We start from the raw sequence: 16330 nt of genomic DNA on the forward strand, positions 1-16330 counted from the left end.
TATAAATAAATGGCGGGCTTTAAATTGATAGCTGACTCTATAAAGGCAGCTGAATTTTTCAAATTGTATGAGTGACATAAAAACCAATTAGTGATCGATTATGGAATTGATTGGGTCAAAGTATATTTATCAAGCGGCAGTATCGTTGAGCTCCTCTGTAACAATATCGAAGATATCCGCCGTATCTGAGAGAATTCTATAGTGCTTTCTGCTGGTTCTGAAACCATTGCTGTAGAAAAGTCACACATTTAATCAAAGGAGGCGGCAGATGATGTCTTGCCGGATATAATGCGTAGAGTGTCAGCTTTGGCCGTTCAGCATCGGGCAGAATCTCTTCCACCTCTCCTTCAGCCAACATCTTGCGACATACAAAACTCGGAATGAAGCCAACCCCCAAACCAGCCTTGATGCACTCCATCATAAAAGGCGTGCTGTTCACACGGAGTTTCCCTTTTACTGCAACGCCCTCCCCCAGCGGCCACACACTCCTGCCCTGAAAATAGCTATAGATAAAACAGTTATGACCTGCCAGATCATCGGGTGTTTGTATTTTCTCATGAGCATCAAGATAAGCTCGAGCTGCGCATACCTTGTAGGTAAATTGCGTCAGTGGTCTGCCGATGTAGCTGGAGTCCATCAACCGGCTGGAGACCCTGAAGCCAAGATCGAATCCCTGCTCGATTAAGTCGATAGGTTCATCATTCAAATGGATATCCAATTCTACATCCGGGTATTGTTTCATGAATTCAGCAAACAGAGTCGCCAGATCAAGAACTCCCAATGCCATGGGCGCATTGATGCGCAATCTGCCTTTAGGCATTGTCTGTTGACTACTCACATAGCTCTCAGCATCCGCCAGTTTTATCAGGATTTCCCTGCAGTGCTGTAAATACCCTTCCCCCACAGGGGTCAATTGCAGGTTACGCGTTGATCTGTGCAGCAAGCGTGCGCCAATGTCGTCTTCCAGTCTCGTAATTTCCTTGCTGATCATTGATTTGGAAGCGTTTATTTCTTCCGCAACCCGGGTAAAGCTTCCCACATCAGCCAAGCGTACAAAGAGTTTGATCGCCCTGAGCTTATCCATTTTGTTTCCATTTCATAAACGCCGAGTTTCTATTGTAGCTATTTTTAGAACATTACCAACTCCCTAGAATGTCTCCATGTTCCAACTGAGCTGAATATCCAGCAGTAAAACCTTTAAGGAGAGATACATGTATACCCTCTACTACCTTCCAAATGCCTGTTCACTCGCCACTCAAATCGTCCTCAGAGAACTTGGACAGGAAATGACTTTGGTCAACAAGAATTCTTCTGAAGATTTTTCCGCCCTTAATCCCGTCGGTATGGTTCCAGTTCTGATTGATAACGACACCACCGTCCGGGAAGGCGCAGCTGTCATGCTTCACATCCTGAGCAAGCACCAGAATAGTTTTCTTCCCACTGAACACAGCGCTAGAACCAAGGCAATTCAGGACATCATGTTCGCCAATGCAACCATGCACCCTGCCTACAGCAGACTCTTCTTCATCGCTAACAACCTGGCGGATGGTGATGCGAAAAATCAGGCATTCGAAAGTGCCGCCACAGCCATCAATAAACTGTGGCAGGTGGTTGATGAACAGCTGTCCAAGCAGCCATTCCTCGGAGGATCTCAGTTTGGAGTGGCAGATATCATGCTGACCGTATACTCCCGCTGGGGAGAGTTTTTCCCAGTGGATATCCGGTTTGGAGAAAACACGGAACGTATGCTGGCGGCCATTCAGAGCCTTCCTTCATTTCAGGAATCAATTGCAGCAGAACAGGCTCAAGCTGCCTGACTATAGGCTGGCATTGATCCCCCTGGAGACCCAGGTCTCCAGGAGACTAACGGCCCCCAGAAAACTCAATTACTCAGGAAGCTTTCGCATGTCAGCGAACCCCAGGAATACATCCGGTCAGCAGAGCTTTGAAATACTGCAGTCCATGATTCAGGAATATTTCGACGGACTCTATTACGCCGATACAGAAAAACTACGTCGCATATTCCATCGAGACACCGTACTAAAAGCTCCCGGACTCAGGCGTACACGCGATGAATGGCTGGAACAGGTGGCCAACAGGCCGGTTCCTTCAGAAGTCGGCTCCCCTTATGGATTTCGCTTGATCTCCCTTGAAGTTGTACAGGATCAGGCCATGGCAAAGGTGGAATGCCCGTTGTTTGATTTTTCCTATGTGGACTTTCTGGGGTTTCTTCGAGAAAACGGCCAATGGATGATCGTCAGCAAAATGTATGTCGATACGAAAGCTGAACAGCACTGAGAGCGCTCGCTCTCTTCTGCCATCCCTCGCCTTTACCATTTTTTATAGCAACAGAATCAGGAGCCAATCATGCCCTATGTAAATATTAAAGTGACTGACGAAAATGTTACCCGGGACCAGAAAGAGAAACTGGTAAAAGGCGTGACCCAATTACTGGTGGATGTTTTGAACAAAAGCCCGGCAACCACTTTTGTCGTGATAGACGAAGTTAACTCTGACAATTGGGGGATAGGTTACGATCTTGTCTCGGATCTTCGAAGGGTCGCAGGCTAATCCGTTTATAGCGCCTATTCGTATTATGGAACTTATCTGTTTTATAGAGCCTAGCCGTTTTATAGTACCCAACCGATACTAAGCAGATAACGGCGGCCTTTCTCCACTTTGGTTACCGAATGCTCTGATACATCCGGCCGGAAAAGTTTAATCCGTCTTGTTTCGAAGATAGGATTTTGACAAATAAATTCCCCACCTTTTCCGGCTTCTTTCAATACAACATTCAACCGAAAATGACGCCCTTGTTTCACTTCATCTACATGAGGTTTAATTGCACTGCCTTCAGGGAATCTGAGCAAATATGAGTCAAACCTGAGCGGCCACATTGCCGTGCACAGGAGCATCTTGTCATAACCTGACTGCTGACGCCCCTGCTCCCACCTGAATAGTTTCTGAAATATCGACACGATCAATAATTCATCATAGAGCAGTCATTCATCAGATAGGCGCTCTCTCTCAAAAAAGCTACTAGCCATCAAAAAGCCGCTAGCCGTCGGAAAGCGCCAGCTTGATTCCCAAAGCGCCGAATGCACTGGCAAAGCCTCTGCGAAACCACTTCATCACACCTGGTCTGGAAATGACATAACGCCTTGTAGCAGAGGCAAAAGCGCCATAGCCAAGGAAAACAACAAATGTCATAAGCATAAAAACACCAGCTAATTCCAGCATATATTGCGTGGCGCTGGCAGCATTCACAGGTACAAATTGAGGTAGGAAGGCCAGGAAAAACAAAGAGAGTTTCGGGTTCAGAATATTAAATAGAATGGCATTGGCAATAATTCGACGAGAGCTATTGTCGGCGTTGCTGTCACTGATTTCCATCGTCCCACCGTCACGCAGGATTCCCCAGGCCATATAGAACAAATAAGCAACCCCCAGATATTTCACTACCTGAAATGCCACAGCACTCGTATGCAGAAGAGCAGCCAACCCGGCAATACTGGCAGCAATATGCGGCAGGATCCCCAAAGTACAGCCAAAAGCTGCCACCGCACTGGCCTTCCACCCACGACTAAGCCCATAGGCCATGGTATATAACACCCCGGTACCAGGTAAAAGTACGATGACCAAAGATGTCAGAATATATTCCAATGACATTTAACGCCTCCATATAAGGTAACTCGCCAATATTTGGCAGACTATCCTTGCGATTGAGCGACTCCGAAAGACCGATCTGAATCCAGCGCCCTCCATCTTACAATTTCTGGATCGCCATTTTCACCAACTGTACGATTCGTTCGACATCACTGTTCTCTACAATAGGTAACTCAATCCACTGAGAGTTCTTTGAGCGGTTCGGATGAACTCTTGAGTTTTCAGGATGACTCAGGCCTTCCCGGGCAATCAACGTCTTGGTTAACTTCAGATCCAGCTCAAAGTCGTCATGAAAATGAGCAAATTCCTTTCCTCGATACAGCAAGGATGAAAATCCATCATCCCGGCCCGGCCAATGCTTTTCCTCCAATCCGGGAATCTGCATAAGCTCATCCAGAAGCTTTTCTTTCATTCGTTTATTCGTTCATTCAAAGGAGCCATGTTCTTCGTTTCCAATCAGGCCAGATCCTAACACGCTATTTGGATCATTCACCTTCCCAATAGTCCATATTGAGATCTTCTTTTCCGACAAACCTGAATCCTCGCGGCTGGCCATCTGCACCGGGAGGAAATTCGGCCAACACCCCAAATTTACCAGAATCAGGGTACTCGGCTATTTCAGGACTCATTTTGGTACTGACAGCAAGATATTTTAACTCCGACATCCCCGTATTAATGATCTGATGCGCTGATTCTTCCCCTCCCGCAGGACAGGCGATAATATCCCCTGGCCTTATGGGGTAAATCTCCCCACCAATTCGAACCTCCCCATGGCCCTCAATAACAAAAAACATTTCTTCATTAACACGGTGGTTATGAAACGGGAAAGCCCGTTTTCCCGGCGGGACAGCCGTCAGATTATAACCAAGTTTCTGAGCGCCGATTCTCGGGCCGATGAATCCCATCCGAGCATCAAACCGTTGGGCCGCAGGCCCTGTCGCAGCGAATCCTGGGGGGCGGGGTTGTAGCTCCACTTCAGATATATTCATTACTGGCTTTTTCACGACTTTTCTCCGTGCAAATAAAGGTCTCCGTGCAGATAAGGGCTCTTCATACAAATCTGGATCTTCCGTTCGGACCCGGACTTCTCTTCAGATCAAGAGTCTCCGTTCAGATCAAGATTCTATTGTCGGAGGTAGATCTCACGTACTAACACTATGCCAATCTCTGTGATAATAAATATCTGATCACATAAGAACACTGTAGCGCGGATTCTGTAGAAGAACCATTACAGGATAGGCCAGGTGAAGTAAGGGTTTGCGGACCCCCTCTTTAGGTCGCCAGCCAGATGATTGACCATCACAAAATCCAGCAAGGCTAGCATTCAGCGGCCCTTGCAGTAATTTCAGCAAAGCGACCAAAGTCGTTATTGCCGCCACTTAGAATACAGACCACTGTCCGCCCACGTATGCGGTCCTGTAACGAATCCAGCGCAGCAATGCTGAGACACCCAGCCGGCTCAGCCACAATCCCCTGTTCCTGATAGATTTCAATAAGAGCCCTGCAAACACTGGACTCAGAGACTCTGAGAACATCGTTAAGATATCTTCGGCAAATGGAAAATCCCAAGCTCCCTATCATTTGTGTAGCCGCGCCATCGACAAACGGGTCGATTTCGCTTAATCGGGTGTTGGCTCCAGATTGTAGGGACGCATATAGGGCAGCAGCTTGCAGAGGTTCAACGCCAATGACTCGAGTATTGGGAGACAAGGTCTTGAAGACCGTACTGACACCGGAAGCTAATCCCCCGCCTCCTACAGGAGTCACCAGGAAGTCGATTGCCTGTACAGACTCGGTGAGCACTTCCAGTGCAACAGTCCCCTGCCCACAGATCACATTGAAGTCATCAAAGGGGTGTACAAATACAGAGCCGGTTCGCTGTTCGAACGTTCTGGCTTCATGGCAGCATTCATCAAAATTTCTTCCTGTCAGCACGACTTTCACGCACTCTTTTCCGTACTTACGGACCTGATCAATCTTCTGCTGAGGAGTATTTTCCGGCATGTAGATCACTCCAGGAACTCCCAGATAGTTACATGCATAGGCCACGCCCTGGGAATGGTTTCCGGCACTGGCACAGACGACGCCCCAGGTTCTTTCGATATCATCCAGCTGCAGCATCTTATTTAATGCCCCGCGAATCTTGAATGACCGAATTATTTGCAAGTCTTCGCGTTTCAGGAAAACTCTGGCCTGATATTTTTGGCTTAAGTACTCATTAAACTGAAGAGGCGTCTTGCGAACCACGGGATACACCCGGTCAGCAGCGCTGACAATGTCATTGAATACCGGCAACAGCATGTCAGGCTCATGAGTCATTGAAGCGGTTTCATTGTGAACGGAATCCATAGTGAAGTTCCCTTGAAGTTTTTTCCGGCCATAAAAAAACCCGCCAGGTGGCGGGTTTTTTCAATGCAATTTTCAAATACAGGCTAGCCCACCGAAAGCCTCTCAGTGATGGACATAATAATAATCTGCGCTGTATTCAAAGGTTGCATAACAAATTGACGACCAAGTTAAATTGACACAGAACGATATTTGATCAGTATGACGCTAATGTCAAGAGGCTTGTCAGAATTCAATATCTACCTCTGCCCTCATGAAATCTACGCCACTCCCGGTCAAAACAACCCTATCGTTCCTGAGTTCACAGTTTACTGTGCCGCCCCTCTTTGATAGCTGGCGGGCCGTCATGCATTCCTTATCCAGTTCCCTGGCCCAATAAGGCACCAGTTCACAATGCGCGGAACCTGTCACGGGATCTTCATTAACCCTTAATTTTGGAAAAAACGCACGGCTGACAAAATCACAGCTCCGGCCTCGTGCGGTCACAATCACCCCCCGTAGCCCTATGGTTAGCCAGTCAGCAAAATCAGGCTGGAGTGAACCAACCTGTTCTTCCGAATCCAGCACCACAATGTAATCAAAAGCCGCGAGTATCGCCTTAGGCTTCACACCTGCTCCCAAACCCCGGAGCAATGCCTCAGGAATGTCAGTGTTTTCGGGTACAGACGCCGGAAAATCCATGCTGTAGCCGTTAGCTGACCGTTTCACATGCAGGTTGCCACTGCGGGTGGAGAATACGATCTCCTCCGCTGGATATTTCATATGGGTGAATAACACATGGGCAGCCGCCAGTGTCGCATGTCCACAAAGATCAACTTCTGCCTCCGGCGTAAACCACCGCAGCTCAACCTTCGAGTCCGAGATCACAAAAAATGCTGTTTCAGATAGATTATTTTCTTCAGCTATCGCCTGAAGTAAGTGGTCCTCCGGCCAGGCTTCCAACGGACATACCGCGGCAGGATTTCCCTCAAACTGTCGGGTAGCAAAAGCATCTACCTGATACATCGTGATTTTCATATGGCTGTCCTCAATGCTTGTCCTCAATACTTGAACCCTAGAATACTTGAACCCTTAACTACTTGAACCATAGCTAGAACTATTTATGCGGTCATGATTATTGATCCGTCAGAAAGGCCCCGGGATCAATATAAAAAGCCTTCTTATATCCCTGTGTGGCACTGTCTATTGCCCAAGGCGCCGGAATCATTCTCACAATCGAATAATGCAGGTGTGGCGGCTTCCCTTTTGCGTTACCGCTGTCCCCGAGAATACCAATAAGACTACCGGTTTTTAGCGGAGTAAGAGTCGAAGTCTCAACCGATTGCAGATGTGCAAAGTAATGGAACCGCCATTTTGGGCCTAATATGACCACCACGTTTCCGCCCATTTTGATATTTCCTGCATAAATCACCAGACCATCGACAGCGCTGACGACCGGAGTGCCTTTAGTGCCAAAAATATCTATTCCCTTGTGAACAATGGATTTACCCCAGGGTTCATACCAAAAGGTGTCGGAATTCCAGTCAGACTGAGAGGCCCCTGAGACAGGCATGCTGATCCTTTCCGGCAACATAAACCCAATCATCAAGACTCCGAGCACTATCAGAGCTATCACTTTTAATGTTTTCAACAGAGTATTCCGGTAGGTATTTGTTTTAGCCTGGAATTATCATCCAAGCTGACGCTGTGCATTATTTGTACTATTGAGGTCAACCATTTCCTGCTCTATGCTGAAAAGAAGGCTAAATGGACGATCACCTATCCTGCAGTTTGCCATTGGGGAGTGAAGAGCCTTTCCCTCACTCCAATCAGGAAGATAACCGGGTACCAGATATCCTGGGAGCTTACCAATGAAACTCTCCATTCTGCAAAAGATGCTGCTAATTGTCTTGCCTGCTGCGATCAGCCTCCTGGCATTTGCCCTGTTTCATATTGTGACCGCACAACATGACTCCAGGCAGGCCAGCGGAGTGGCGGACTTGGTTCGGTTAACCAGCAATAACAGTATATTAGTGCATGAGCTTCAGAAAGAGAGAGGAGCAACAGCTGGCTTTTTAGGTTCAAAAGGCCAAAATTTTGGAGATATTCTTAGCAGGCAGCGGACGGAAACCGATGCCAAAGTTGCAGCATTGGACGCCTATCTGAGAGAACAGCTCGCGAATATTAGCGATGACCGGATACTCAATCTGGTAAGCGATGCCAAACAACGCCTCAGCCAATTATCTTCCATTCGCAACCGGGTTGACCAGCTTCAGATCCCCCTTGGAGAAGCTCTTGGCTACTATACCCAGTTAAATGCAGTGTTATTATCCTCATCCGCCCTGATTGCCCGGGATGCCCCGACGGCTGAACTCAGCAACGCTTTATCTGCCTATTATAATTTTCTCCAGGGTAAGGAACGTGCAGGGATTGAGAGAGCGGTTTTGAGCAATACTTTTTCGGCCGGGAAATTTGCCGACGGAATTTATCAAAAGTTCATCCAATTAGTGACCGAGCAAAATGTTTATGAGAACACCTTCAAACAGTTTGCCAAACCGGAGCAGATTAACTTCGCCGACACAACCCTGAGAAGCCCTGCTGTCGATGCTGTAATGGATTTTCGACGCAAAGCGATGGAAAGTGACCTGAACCAGAATGCAAGTGAGTGGTTTCAGCAGGCAACCAACAGAATCAACCTTCTTAAGAAGGTTGAAGACCGCTTAACCGGAGATATTCTTCTACTGGCCGACAAAGTTCATTCCGATGCAGTGACAGAACTCTGGACCAGCATTCTTACCGGGCTGGTGGCAATCGGCGCTGTCGTGATTATTTCCAGCGTTTTACTCCAGGGGATCTATAAACAGATTCGCAGCCTGCTTGCGACAATTGAGGAAGCATCAAAACAAAAAAACTTATCCAGGCGATGCCAGATATTTGTCCAGGATGAGTTGGGAGTCATCGGCCAAAACCTGAACTCCATGATGGATACCTTTAGCCAGGCGATCAACCAGATATCCCGGAATAGTGAGCTGTTGGCGACCGCAGCCAACCAAACCACACAGACCGTCAATCTGGCATCAGCCAATCTTGACCACCAGAAACAGGACACCATGCTTGTTGCCACCTCTGTGGAAGAGATGACCGCTGCGACCAGAGAAATTGCCGAGAATGCAACCAGCGCCTCTGATGCCGCTTTGTCAGCGGATAGCCTGGTGACCAACAGCAACCGTATTATGACCACGGCCAACGAGACGATTAACCATGTCTCCGAGCAGGTAAGCCAGGTGGCGGATGCCATCGATCACCTGAATAAAAGTAACGAACAAATCTTTCAGATCGTCGACGTGATTAAAAGCATTGCGGAACAGACCAATCTGCTGGCGCTCAATGCAGCCATAGAAGCGGCAAGAGCCGGCGAACAGGGACGCGGTTTTGCCGTGGTTGCAGATGAAGTCAGAACACTGGCACAAAGAACTCAAACCTCCACCACGGAAATCGAGGACACTATTCAGCGCCTGCAAACCGAAACCGGAGACGTGGTCAAAAAAGTGGAAGCCAGTCAAAAACTCGCCGTTGACAGTGTCTCGCAGAATGAAAAAGTACAGGGCATGCTAGAGGAAGTCCTGGAAACTATCGGGAATATCAGTAATCAAGCCTCACAAATTGCGACAGCGACCGAAGAGCAAGTCTCGGTCAGCAACGAAATTGCGTTGAAGATGCAGTCCATAGGCGATCAGTCCCAGCAAGCGGCCGACTCCGGCATTGAGATTGCCAGTGCCGCGCGAAAACAGGCTGAACTGGCTAGCGAACTGCAGATCCTCGCCAGCGGCTTTAAGGTCTGAGATGACACCTCAGAGAACGATGACCCTTGAGGAAGTTCATCAAATTGAGTGAGTTTGTCGCTGATATCATACCAGGGCGCTTTGGAACCAACGAATATATGGGTACTGGGTTTCTGGCTGGGTGCGTCATTCAAAATGCCCAGCCTGACGATACTCTTGCCTCTTTTGAGTTTCTTCGAGAACAGGCTTGAGCCGCAATTCTTACAAAATGCCAAATCAGTTTCTTCAGACTTATGAAAATAGGAGACCGACTCCTCGCCTTTCGTAATCTGGAAATCAGCCGAATCGACCAGGCCACCTGACGTAAATGCGGAACCCGACCACTTACGGCACTCCGAACAATGGCAATAACCGATAAAATGAAAGTTATCAGGCACCTGAATTTCAACACTGCCGCACAGACAGCTTCCCTTAAGATGTTTCATATAGACTTTCCTGTTCTCAGTTCTCAGTTCTCAGTTCTCAGTAGCAAGACTGATCCCGATTGTTGATTTATCAATCACAGCACAATTTGCCACAATCAAAATTATGTTGTTCCACAATTAAAACAAAGCTTTCCGTATGAGAACAGTCTCAACGCACCAGACAATCATCTTGCATATCGAGGGCCTTTCGCAGACACTTTGAGGCTTTCTGATCGATTCTTTCGGAGTTCTATATGTCCTTGTCTGCCTGGCTTACCATTGTCGGAATCTGTTGCCTTGGCGCTTTGTCGCCGGGGCCTTCGCTGGCGGTGGTACTTAAACACACAGTGGCCGGTGGACGAGGGAAAGGGATGGCAGCCGCCATTGCTCACGGTCTTGGTGTCGGACTCTATGCCTTTATCTGTATTTCCGGGCTGGCAGTGATCATCTTTGCCTCGGAAACCCTGTTTACTGTCTTTCAATGGGCTGGTGCAGGCTATCTACTGTGGCTTGGCATCAAAGGCCTTCTCAGCCGCTCTAACCCAAACCAGAAGCTACCGGAAGTACAGACTCATACCAGCATGCGGGACGGGTTCATGATCGTGTTCCTGAACCCTAAGATCGCTGTTTTCTTCATCGCCTTGTTCAGTCAGGTGGTTGGCACCCATACCACCTTGCTTGGAAAAGTGGTTTATGCTTCGACAGCGATGGTGATTGATGGCCTCTGGTATGTGATTGTTGCCTGGTTGTTTTCCAATCCCAGTTGGCTGAAGGCTTTACAGGAAAAGGCCGTATGGCTGGACCGGGTATTCGGTGTTGTCTTAATCGGACTGGCAAGCAAGCTCGCGATCGAACTCACCTGATCAGATTAATGTCTCCCAACTGAGTAATTGGATGCCAGTCATCTATACTATCAATGACTGGCGTCTATTAGTCAGGCTCAGGATCAGCCTTGACAGTTAAGTAACAGGGTTCTCTGAGATGTACTTGTCAGATGTTGAACTATTTCTTTACTGTTGGATCATTATTTCATCATTCCCGAAGGGATAATGGCAGCATCATATTACGGTCGGGCAGTCCGTTTATTCTTCTGAGGTTCCGTCCATGGCCTCTCTTGCTGCTATTTCAGCTTCTATACCATCAGTATCTATACCATCAGTTGCTATATCGTCAATTGCCAGCTCTTCAGTTACGGCCTCTCCCCTTACGGTTTCTCCCGTTGTTCTTTACCCCACTGCTATTCCTCTTGTCGACATCTGCACTGGGCCAACCACCTCTACTGGTCGATAACCATGAAAATGGCCAACAGCTGACAGGACAAGCCGAAGTATTCCACGATGCGCAGAATAAACTGTCTCTAGAGGAGGTTTTCAGGAGTCACCGGGAAGGGCAATTCATCTCTCTGCACAGCGCCGGCTCAACGGGATTAAAACCAGGAGCGTACTGGTCTCACTTTTCCTTGAAAAACGTGACCAGCCAACCTCTGGTACTGTATCTGGAGTATGTTGACCATCAACTGATTGCATTGGATGCCTACAATAAGGACCAGGCATCAGACAATTATGCTCTCCTGACCCGCCTCTCTATGAGTGCACCATTCGAACAACGGCCTATTCCCCATAACCGGTTTGTATTTGAAGTGCAGTTAAAACCAGAGCAGACCATGGAGTATCTGGTTAAATTCAGCTCCGATGAGGTCGGATTTTTGTTTCCAGGCATGCGAATCTGGACGCCGACTAACTTTCGCGCCAATCATACATTCGAAATCAGCGCCGTCGCCTTTCTTTTCGGCGGATTCTTCTTAATGTCAGTATTTGCATTGGTGGCGGCAATCGCCAGTGGAGAAAAATCTTTTTACGCCTACTCCATCTATTCGTTTTCAAAAATCACCGTGTGGTCGACCGTTCTCGGCTATACCCACCAGTATCTGATCACTGAGCACTTCCACTGGAGTTACATGTCGATCAGCGCAGCCATTACCATTTTCTGCGGCTTGCTGTTTGCTCGAATATTCCTGCAAACCACGAAATTTACGCCGAAACTGGACTACCTGCTGCTGTTCATGATGTCCAACACCCTCATTCTTGCCATATCAGCGTTGCTGGATATCAAAGTGCTTGCCCTGCTCTCGATTACACTCGCCTTACTGCTATACCCGGTGATGACCGTAGTCGGGATTGTCCGTTGGCGCCAAGGGTCCAAAGAAGCGGCCGTCTTTGCCATTGCCTGGAGTTTGCTGGTTTTTGGCCTGGTGGTACAAGCCCTGAGAGATATGGGATACGTGGAGCACAACTTCATTAATTACTACTGGCCACCGGTAGCATCTTTTTCAGAGATGCTCGTCATCATGGCCGCCATGGGGGTGAAAGTCAGACGACTCCGGCACCAGAAGGATGCAGCGGAAACCAAATACCGATTACACCTTGAGCAATCCAAAGCCGAGCTGGAACAACTGGTCAGAGAGAGAACCAGCGAACTTGAGAAAGCCAAACAATATGCCGAGGAAGAGGCACGGACTGATCCTCTGACGGGAATCTGCAACCGCCGAAGTTTTCTGATGGAATCGGAAAAGCGAATGAAACTGGCCCAGCGCAAACGCGAACCTCTAAGCCTTCTCATGTTTGATATTGACCACTTCAAAACGATCAACGATACCCATGGGCATAGCGTCGGCGATGAAGCGCTTCGTTCATTCACTCACACTATCCTGAAAAGTATCAGGGAGACCGACATATTCGGTCGTCTGGGAGGCGAGGAGTTCGGATTACTACTGAATGAAGCGAAAGAAAATGCCGTTCACACCGCCGAGCGTCTGCGCAGTAATATTTCCCGAATAGGTCTAAAGACACCGGAAGGTACGTTCAACTTCACTTCCAGCATCGGCATCGCCCATAGAGAAGGAGACAGCACCATTGACGACCTGCTGAAAAATGCTGACCGGGCACTATACGAGGCGAAGAATCAGGGCCGTAACATTGTGGTGGAACATCATCATCCGCCTGACTCGACACCTAATAAAACGGCTATTTAAAGATCCTGATACCAGCATCGTTTCCTGTAACGTTGGGGAGAGTCTCCAAAGTGCCTGCCGAAAACCTCATAGAATCTCGTTAGCGATGAAAAGCCACTGGCATAGGCAATTGAAGTAATATTTTCCTGAGTATTCAGCAGTAACTTTTCCGCATAGCGAATTCTCAGGCTGGTGGTAAATTCCAGCAGCGACTGTCCCATGATCTTCTTGAATAGGTTCATCGCAAAGTTTTTGTGCAATCCTACGTGTCCGGCGATCTTCTCGACAGACAACTCTTCGCGAAAATTATCTGAAATGAAAAGCACCATTTTATACACCTGATAACATCCTCTTTCCCGAACGGGCTCCATATCAGCCAAGTGAGGTCGGCGGGAGGCATACTGGGACAGCCTCCTCAGCAGCAACTTCAACTCTTCCAAAGCAATTTCCTTCATCACTTCGTCTTTCGCCTTCAATTCTTCCGTTTGACGAAGGAGCTGTTGACGCTCCAGATCATTACAAACGGCCAGAGAAAAGACCTTTCCACAAAACAGGTCCAGCTCAAAAGAGCGACAGAGCTTTAACTCCATCGCCAGAACAATTGGCAGATCAATACGAATCAGCAGAGAGGAATGGTCAAGATCCACCAGGCTGGGATGACTTCCCTTAAGGCTCCAGAGCATTTCTCCGGCTTTTATGGAGACCTCTCTCTGCCCTAACCTGAATTGCCCGCTCCCTGCGATCAGAATATCGATTCGGTGATGCAGTTCTCCCTGATAACCGACAAAACCATCAAAGGAACTGTTGAACGAAGCTTCGCAAACCTGCTCTACAGGTAGAGAAGTATCTTTTTTCTCTCCATGACTGTTTATTTCCTGGATAGAAAACAGACCAGAAGCCACCATAATCTTCACCGCCAGTTATTATTTTAGTGATGCGATATTTGAAAGGGGTTCCATTCGAAGCTAACCAATGGAATCCCCTGATTTCATTGCAAATACGGCTCTCCTGCCGTCAAAAAGAACAGAACCTCCCTGCTAAAAGAGGTCTCTGACCTCCTCAAGGATATTTTCGGTAGTGAATCCATAGGCCTTGAACAGCTCATTGGCGGGAGCTGATTTGGCGAACTGGTTCATTCCGATCACTTTTCCTTGAGATCCGACAATCCGATACCAGCTAGTGGGTTCACCACACTCAATGGCCACTCGCCGTGAGACTGCTGCCGGCAACACAGCTTCCTGATATTCGGCATCCTGTGACAGAAACCGCTCCAGACAAGGCATGGATACCAACCTGACGGAGCGACCTTCACGATGTATATGCTCGGCGACCTGTCCTGCCAGCGATACTTCCGAGCCGGTGGCAATCAGAATCAATTCGGGATTTTCACCAAGCTCACGCAATACGTAACCTCCACGGCTGATATTGTCGATTTGGCTGGCTGTTCTGGGTTGCTGATCAAGCCCTTGCCTTGATAACACCAGGGCTGAGGGGCCGTCTTTTCTTTCCAGTGCACAGAACCATGCCTGAGCTGTCTCTACCTGATCGCAGGGTCTCCAGGTTTCAAAGTTGGGAATCAGCCTCAGGCTGGCCGTCTGCTCAATTGGTTGATGGGTAGGTCCGTCTTCTCCCAGACCGATGGAGTCATGGGTATAAACAAACAGCGTTCTGATGCCCATCAGGGCTGCCATGCGCACGGCATTACGGGAATACTCCATGAACATCAGGAAGGTTCCGCCAAACGGGATAAAGCCTGAGTGCAGAGCAATACCGTTCATGACAGCCGCCATACCAAACTCACGAACACCATAGTGCATATAGTTTCCACCAGGCGACACAAGCTCTATCGATTGGGAGGTTTTCCAGTCCGTCAGATTAGAAGGCGTCAGATCGGCAGAACCACCAAGCAGCTCAGGAAGGCCGTCTGCCATCATATCCAAGACATTCTGCGAACATTTTCGAGTGGCGATGGCTTTGTCAGTCTCAGCAAAGGTTGCCAGATAACGCTTCTTCGCGTCCTCCCACCCAATGGGAAGCTCTCCCCTGGTTCTTCGAATGAACTCAGCCGCGAGTTCCGGAAACTCCTTTTCGTATTTATGGAAATGGCTGCTCCACTCAGACTCCGCCAACTCGCCCCGGTCCGTTGCATCCCATTCCTGATAGATTTCATCAGGAATAGCGAACGCCGGGTGAGGCCAGTTCAATTCACGCCGGACTTCGGCGGTTTCCTCAACCCCCAGAGGAGCACCGTGACATTGATGAGAACCGGCTTTGTTCGGCGATCCAAATCCAATCCGAGTTTTGCAGCAAATCAGACTGGGCTTGGATGTATCATTCTTTGCCTCTAATATTGCCCGATGGATTTCACCACTATCGTGCCCATCCACCGACTCAATTACATGCCAACCATAGGCACGGAACCGGGCGGGAGTGTCATCTGAGAACCAACCGGATACGTCACCATCAATGGAAATCTGGTTATCATCGTAGAAAGCAATCAGCTTCCCTAGTTGATGGGTCCCTGCCAATGACGCCGCTTCATGGGAAATACCTTCCATCATGCAGCCATCTCCAAGGAACACATAGGTTCTGTGATCCACTATGCTGTGGTCACCCCGGTTGAACTGGGCGGCCAGTATCTTTTCTGCCAAAGCAAACCCCACCGCGTTGGCAAAGCCCTGCCCCAAAGGGCCTGTAGTTGTTTCCACTCCGGGAGTATGTCTGTATTCAGGATGGCCCGGTGTTTTGGAATCCAGTTGACGAAAGCGCTTAAGTTCATCGATCGGCAGATCGTAACCACTCAGGTGAAGAAGGCTGTATAACAGCATGGAAGCATGACCATTCGACAGGACAAATCTGTCCCGATCCGGCCAATGGGGATTCTTCGGATTATGCTTTAAGTGGCCTCGCCACAGTACCTCGGCAATATCCGCCATGCCCATAGGAGCGCCCGGATGCCCTGATCCGGCCGCTTCTACTGCATCGATACTCAGCATACGGACTGCGTCAGCGAGCTCTTTCCTTGAGACTCTGGTTTCACTCAAACTATTCATCTTTTTTTTCCTTCTAAGGATTGTTGGTCC

16 protein-coding genes are annotated in these 16330 nt (G+C 48.5%); 6 read left to right on the forward strand and 10 right to left on the reverse strand.

Annotated elements, in window-relative coordinates; genetic code table 11:
• Positions 1-196 precede the first annotated feature (196 nt).
• Complete coding sequence (locus tag BTA51_RS11045) at positions 197-1084, reverse strand: LysR family transcriptional regulator (protein WP_094707502.1); 888 nt, start codon at positions 1082-1084, stop codon at positions 197-199.
• A 127-nt stretch (positions 1085-1211) separates the two neighbouring features.
• Here BTA51_RS11045 and BTA51_RS11050 point away from each other — a divergent pair, with 127 nt between their 5' ends.
• The 3 genes from BTA51_RS11050 (at position 1212) to BTA51_RS11060 (ending at position 2571) form a co-directional block, all read left to right on the forward strand.
• The gene (locus tag BTA51_RS11050; protein ID WP_094707503.1) at positions 1212-1817 is read left to right on the forward strand and encodes a glutathione S-transferase family protein; all 606 of its coding nucleotides are present in this window, start codon (positions 1212-1214) and stop codon (positions 1815-1817) included.
• Positions 1818-1905: 88 nt separating this feature from the next.
• Complete coding sequence (locus BTA51_RS11055) at positions 1906-2298, forward strand: nuclear transport factor 2 family protein (protein ID WP_094707504.1); 393 nt, start codon at positions 1906-1908, stop codon at positions 2296-2298.
• Between the two features lie 69 nt (positions 2299-2367).
• Positions 2368-2571 carry a 2-hydroxymuconate tautomerase family protein gene (locus BTA51_RS11060; RefSeq protein ID WP_094707505.1) on the forward strand — a complete coding sequence of 68 codons (204 nt, stop codon included), beginning with the start codon at positions 2368-2370 and terminating at the stop codon, positions 2569-2571.
• A 486-nt stretch (positions 2572-3057) separates the two neighbouring features.
• Here BTA51_RS11060 and BTA51_RS11070 read toward each other — a convergent pair whose 3' ends face one another.
• From BTA51_RS11070 to BTA51_RS11095, 6 genes are all read right to left on the reverse strand, one after another.
• Complete coding sequence (locus BTA51_RS11070) at positions 3058-3669, reverse strand: LysE family translocator (RefSeq protein WP_094707507.1); 612 nt, start codon at positions 3667-3669, stop codon at positions 3058-3060.
• Between the two features lie 97 nt (positions 3670-3766).
• On the reverse strand, positions 3767-4078 hold the full coding sequence (locus BTA51_RS11075) for a luciferase family protein (RefSeq protein ID WP_094707508.1): 312 nt from the start codon (positions 4076-4078) through the stop codon (positions 3767-3769).
• Positions 4079-4151: 73 nt separating this feature from the next.
• Entirely contained in the window at positions 4152-4670 is a 519-nt protein-coding gene (locus tag BTA51_RS11080) for a cupin domain-containing protein (protein WP_094707509.1), read from the reverse strand.
• Positions 4671-4983: 313 nt separating this feature from the next.
• Positions 4984-6015: a threonine ammonia-lyase IlvA gene (gene ilvA / locus BTA51_RS11085; protein ID WP_246841003.1), complete on the reverse strand. Its 1032-nt coding sequence runs from the start codon at positions 6013-6015 to the stop codon at positions 4984-4986.
• Between the two features lie 222 nt (positions 6016-6237).
• Positions 6238-7029 carry a PhzF family phenazine biosynthesis protein gene (locus BTA51_RS11090; protein WP_094707510.1) on the reverse strand — a complete coding sequence of 264 codons (792 nt, stop codon included), beginning with the start codon at positions 7027-7029 and terminating at the stop codon, positions 6238-6240.
• A gap of 97 nt (positions 7030-7126) precedes the next feature.
• Positions 7127-7642 carry a M23 family metallopeptidase gene (locus BTA51_RS11095; protein ID WP_094707511.1) on the reverse strand — a complete coding sequence of 172 codons (516 nt, stop codon included), beginning with the start codon at positions 7640-7642 and terminating at the stop codon, positions 7127-7129.
• 220 nt (positions 7643-7862) lie between these two features.
• On the opposite strand from BTA51_RS11095, the gene BTA51_RS11100 reads away from it, so the two are divergent.
• Entirely contained in the window at positions 7863-9833 is a 1971-nt protein-coding gene (locus BTA51_RS11100; RefSeq protein WP_094707512.1) for a methyl-accepting chemotaxis protein, read from the forward strand.
• Here BTA51_RS11100 and BTA51_RS30895 read toward each other — a convergent pair.
• A complete protein-coding gene (locus BTA51_RS30895) occupies positions 9725-10258 on the reverse strand; it encodes a GFA family protein (protein WP_094707513.1) in 534 nt (177 codons plus the stop codon). The two genes, BTA51_RS11100 and BTA51_RS30895, sit on opposite strands and share 109 nt — an antisense overlap.
• Positions 10259-10491: 233 nt before the next feature.
• Here BTA51_RS30895 and BTA51_RS11110 point away from each other — a divergent pair, with 233 nt between their 5' ends.
• Positions 10492-11100 carry a LysE family translocator gene (locus tag BTA51_RS11110; RefSeq protein ID WP_094707514.1) on the forward strand — a complete coding sequence of 203 codons (609 nt, stop codon included), beginning with the start codon at positions 10492-10494 and terminating at the stop codon, positions 11098-11100.
• A gap of 383 nt (positions 11101-11483) precedes the next feature.
• Positions 11484-13268 (forward strand): diguanylate cyclase, encoded by a 1785-nt coding sequence (locus tag BTA51_RS11115; protein WP_210404812.1) that lies wholly within the window; start codon positions 11484-11486, stop codon positions 13266-13268.
• Here BTA51_RS11115 and BTA51_RS11120 read toward each other — a convergent pair.
• Together BTA51_RS11120 and tkt are read right to left on the reverse strand one after the other, a co-directional pair.
• Positions 13265-14152: a helix-turn-helix domain-containing protein gene (locus BTA51_RS11120; protein ID WP_094707516.1), complete on the reverse strand. Its 888-nt coding sequence runs from the start codon at positions 14150-14152 to the stop codon at positions 13265-13267. The two genes, BTA51_RS11115 and BTA51_RS11120, sit on opposite strands and share 4 nt — an antisense overlap.
• A gap of 132 nt (positions 14153-14284) precedes the next feature.
• Positions 14285-16300 (reverse strand): transketolase, encoded by a 2016-nt coding sequence (gene tkt / locus BTA51_RS11125; protein WP_094707517.1) that lies wholly within the window; start codon positions 16298-16300, stop codon positions 14285-14287.
• Between the last annotated feature and the right edge of the window lie 30 nt (positions 16301-16330).

This window comes from Hahella sp. CCB-MM4, from assembly GCF_002260525.1.
Taxonomy (GTDB): Bacteria; Pseudomonadota; Gammaproteobacteria; order Pseudomonadales; family Oleiphilaceae; genus Hahella.

Excerpts from the sequence above, each read along its gene's own strand:
- BTA51_RS11045 (WP_094707502.1), bottom strand. The coding sequence starts at position 1,084 with ATGGATAAGCTCAGGGCGATCAAACTCTTTGTACGCTTGGCTGATGTG.
- BTA51_RS11050 (WP_094707503.1), top strand. The coding sequence starts at position 1,212 with ATGTATACCCTCTACTACCTTCCAAATGCCTGTTCACTCGCCACTCAA.
- BTA51_RS11055 (WP_094707504.1), top strand. The coding sequence starts at position 1,906 with ATGTCAGCGAACCCCAGGAATACATCCGGTCAGCAGAGCTTTGAAATA.
- BTA51_RS11060 (WP_094707505.1), top strand. The coding sequence starts at position 2,368 with ATGCCCTATGTAAATATTAAAGTGACTGACGAAAATGTTACCCGGGAC.
- BTA51_RS11070 (WP_094707507.1), bottom strand. The coding sequence starts at position 3,669 with ATGTCATTGGAATATATTCTGACATCTTTGGTCATCGTACTTTTACCT.
- BTA51_RS11075 (WP_094707508.1), bottom strand. The coding sequence starts at position 4,078 with ATGAAAGAAAAGCTTCTGGATGAGCTTATGCAGATTCCCGGATTGGAG.
- ilvA (WP_246841003.1), bottom strand. The coding sequence starts at position 6,015 with ATGGATTCCGTTCACAATGAAACCGCTTCAATGACTCATGAGCCTGAC.
- BTA51_RS11090 (WP_094707510.1), bottom strand. The coding sequence starts at position 7,029 with ATGAAAATCACGATGTATCAGGTAGATGCTTTTGCTACCCGACAGTTT.
- BTA51_RS11100 (WP_094707512.1), top strand. The coding sequence starts at position 7,863 with ATGAAACTCTCCATTCTGCAAAAGATGCTGCTAATTGTCTTGCCTGCT.
- BTA51_RS30895 (WP_094707513.1), bottom strand. The coding sequence starts at position 10,258 with ATGAAACATCTTAAGGGAAGCTGTCTGTGCGGCAGTGTTGAAATTCAG.
- BTA51_RS11110 (WP_094707514.1), top strand. The coding sequence starts at position 10,492 with ATGTCCTTGTCTGCCTGGCTTACCATTGTCGGAATCTGTTGCCTTGGC.
- BTA51_RS11120 (WP_094707516.1), bottom strand. The coding sequence starts at position 14,152 with ATGGTGGCTTCTGGTCTGTTTTCTATCCAGGAAATAAACAGTCATGGA.
- tkt (WP_094707517.1), bottom strand. The coding sequence starts at position 16,300 with ATGAATAGTTTGAGTGAAACCAGAGTCTCAAGGAAAGAGCTCGCTGAC.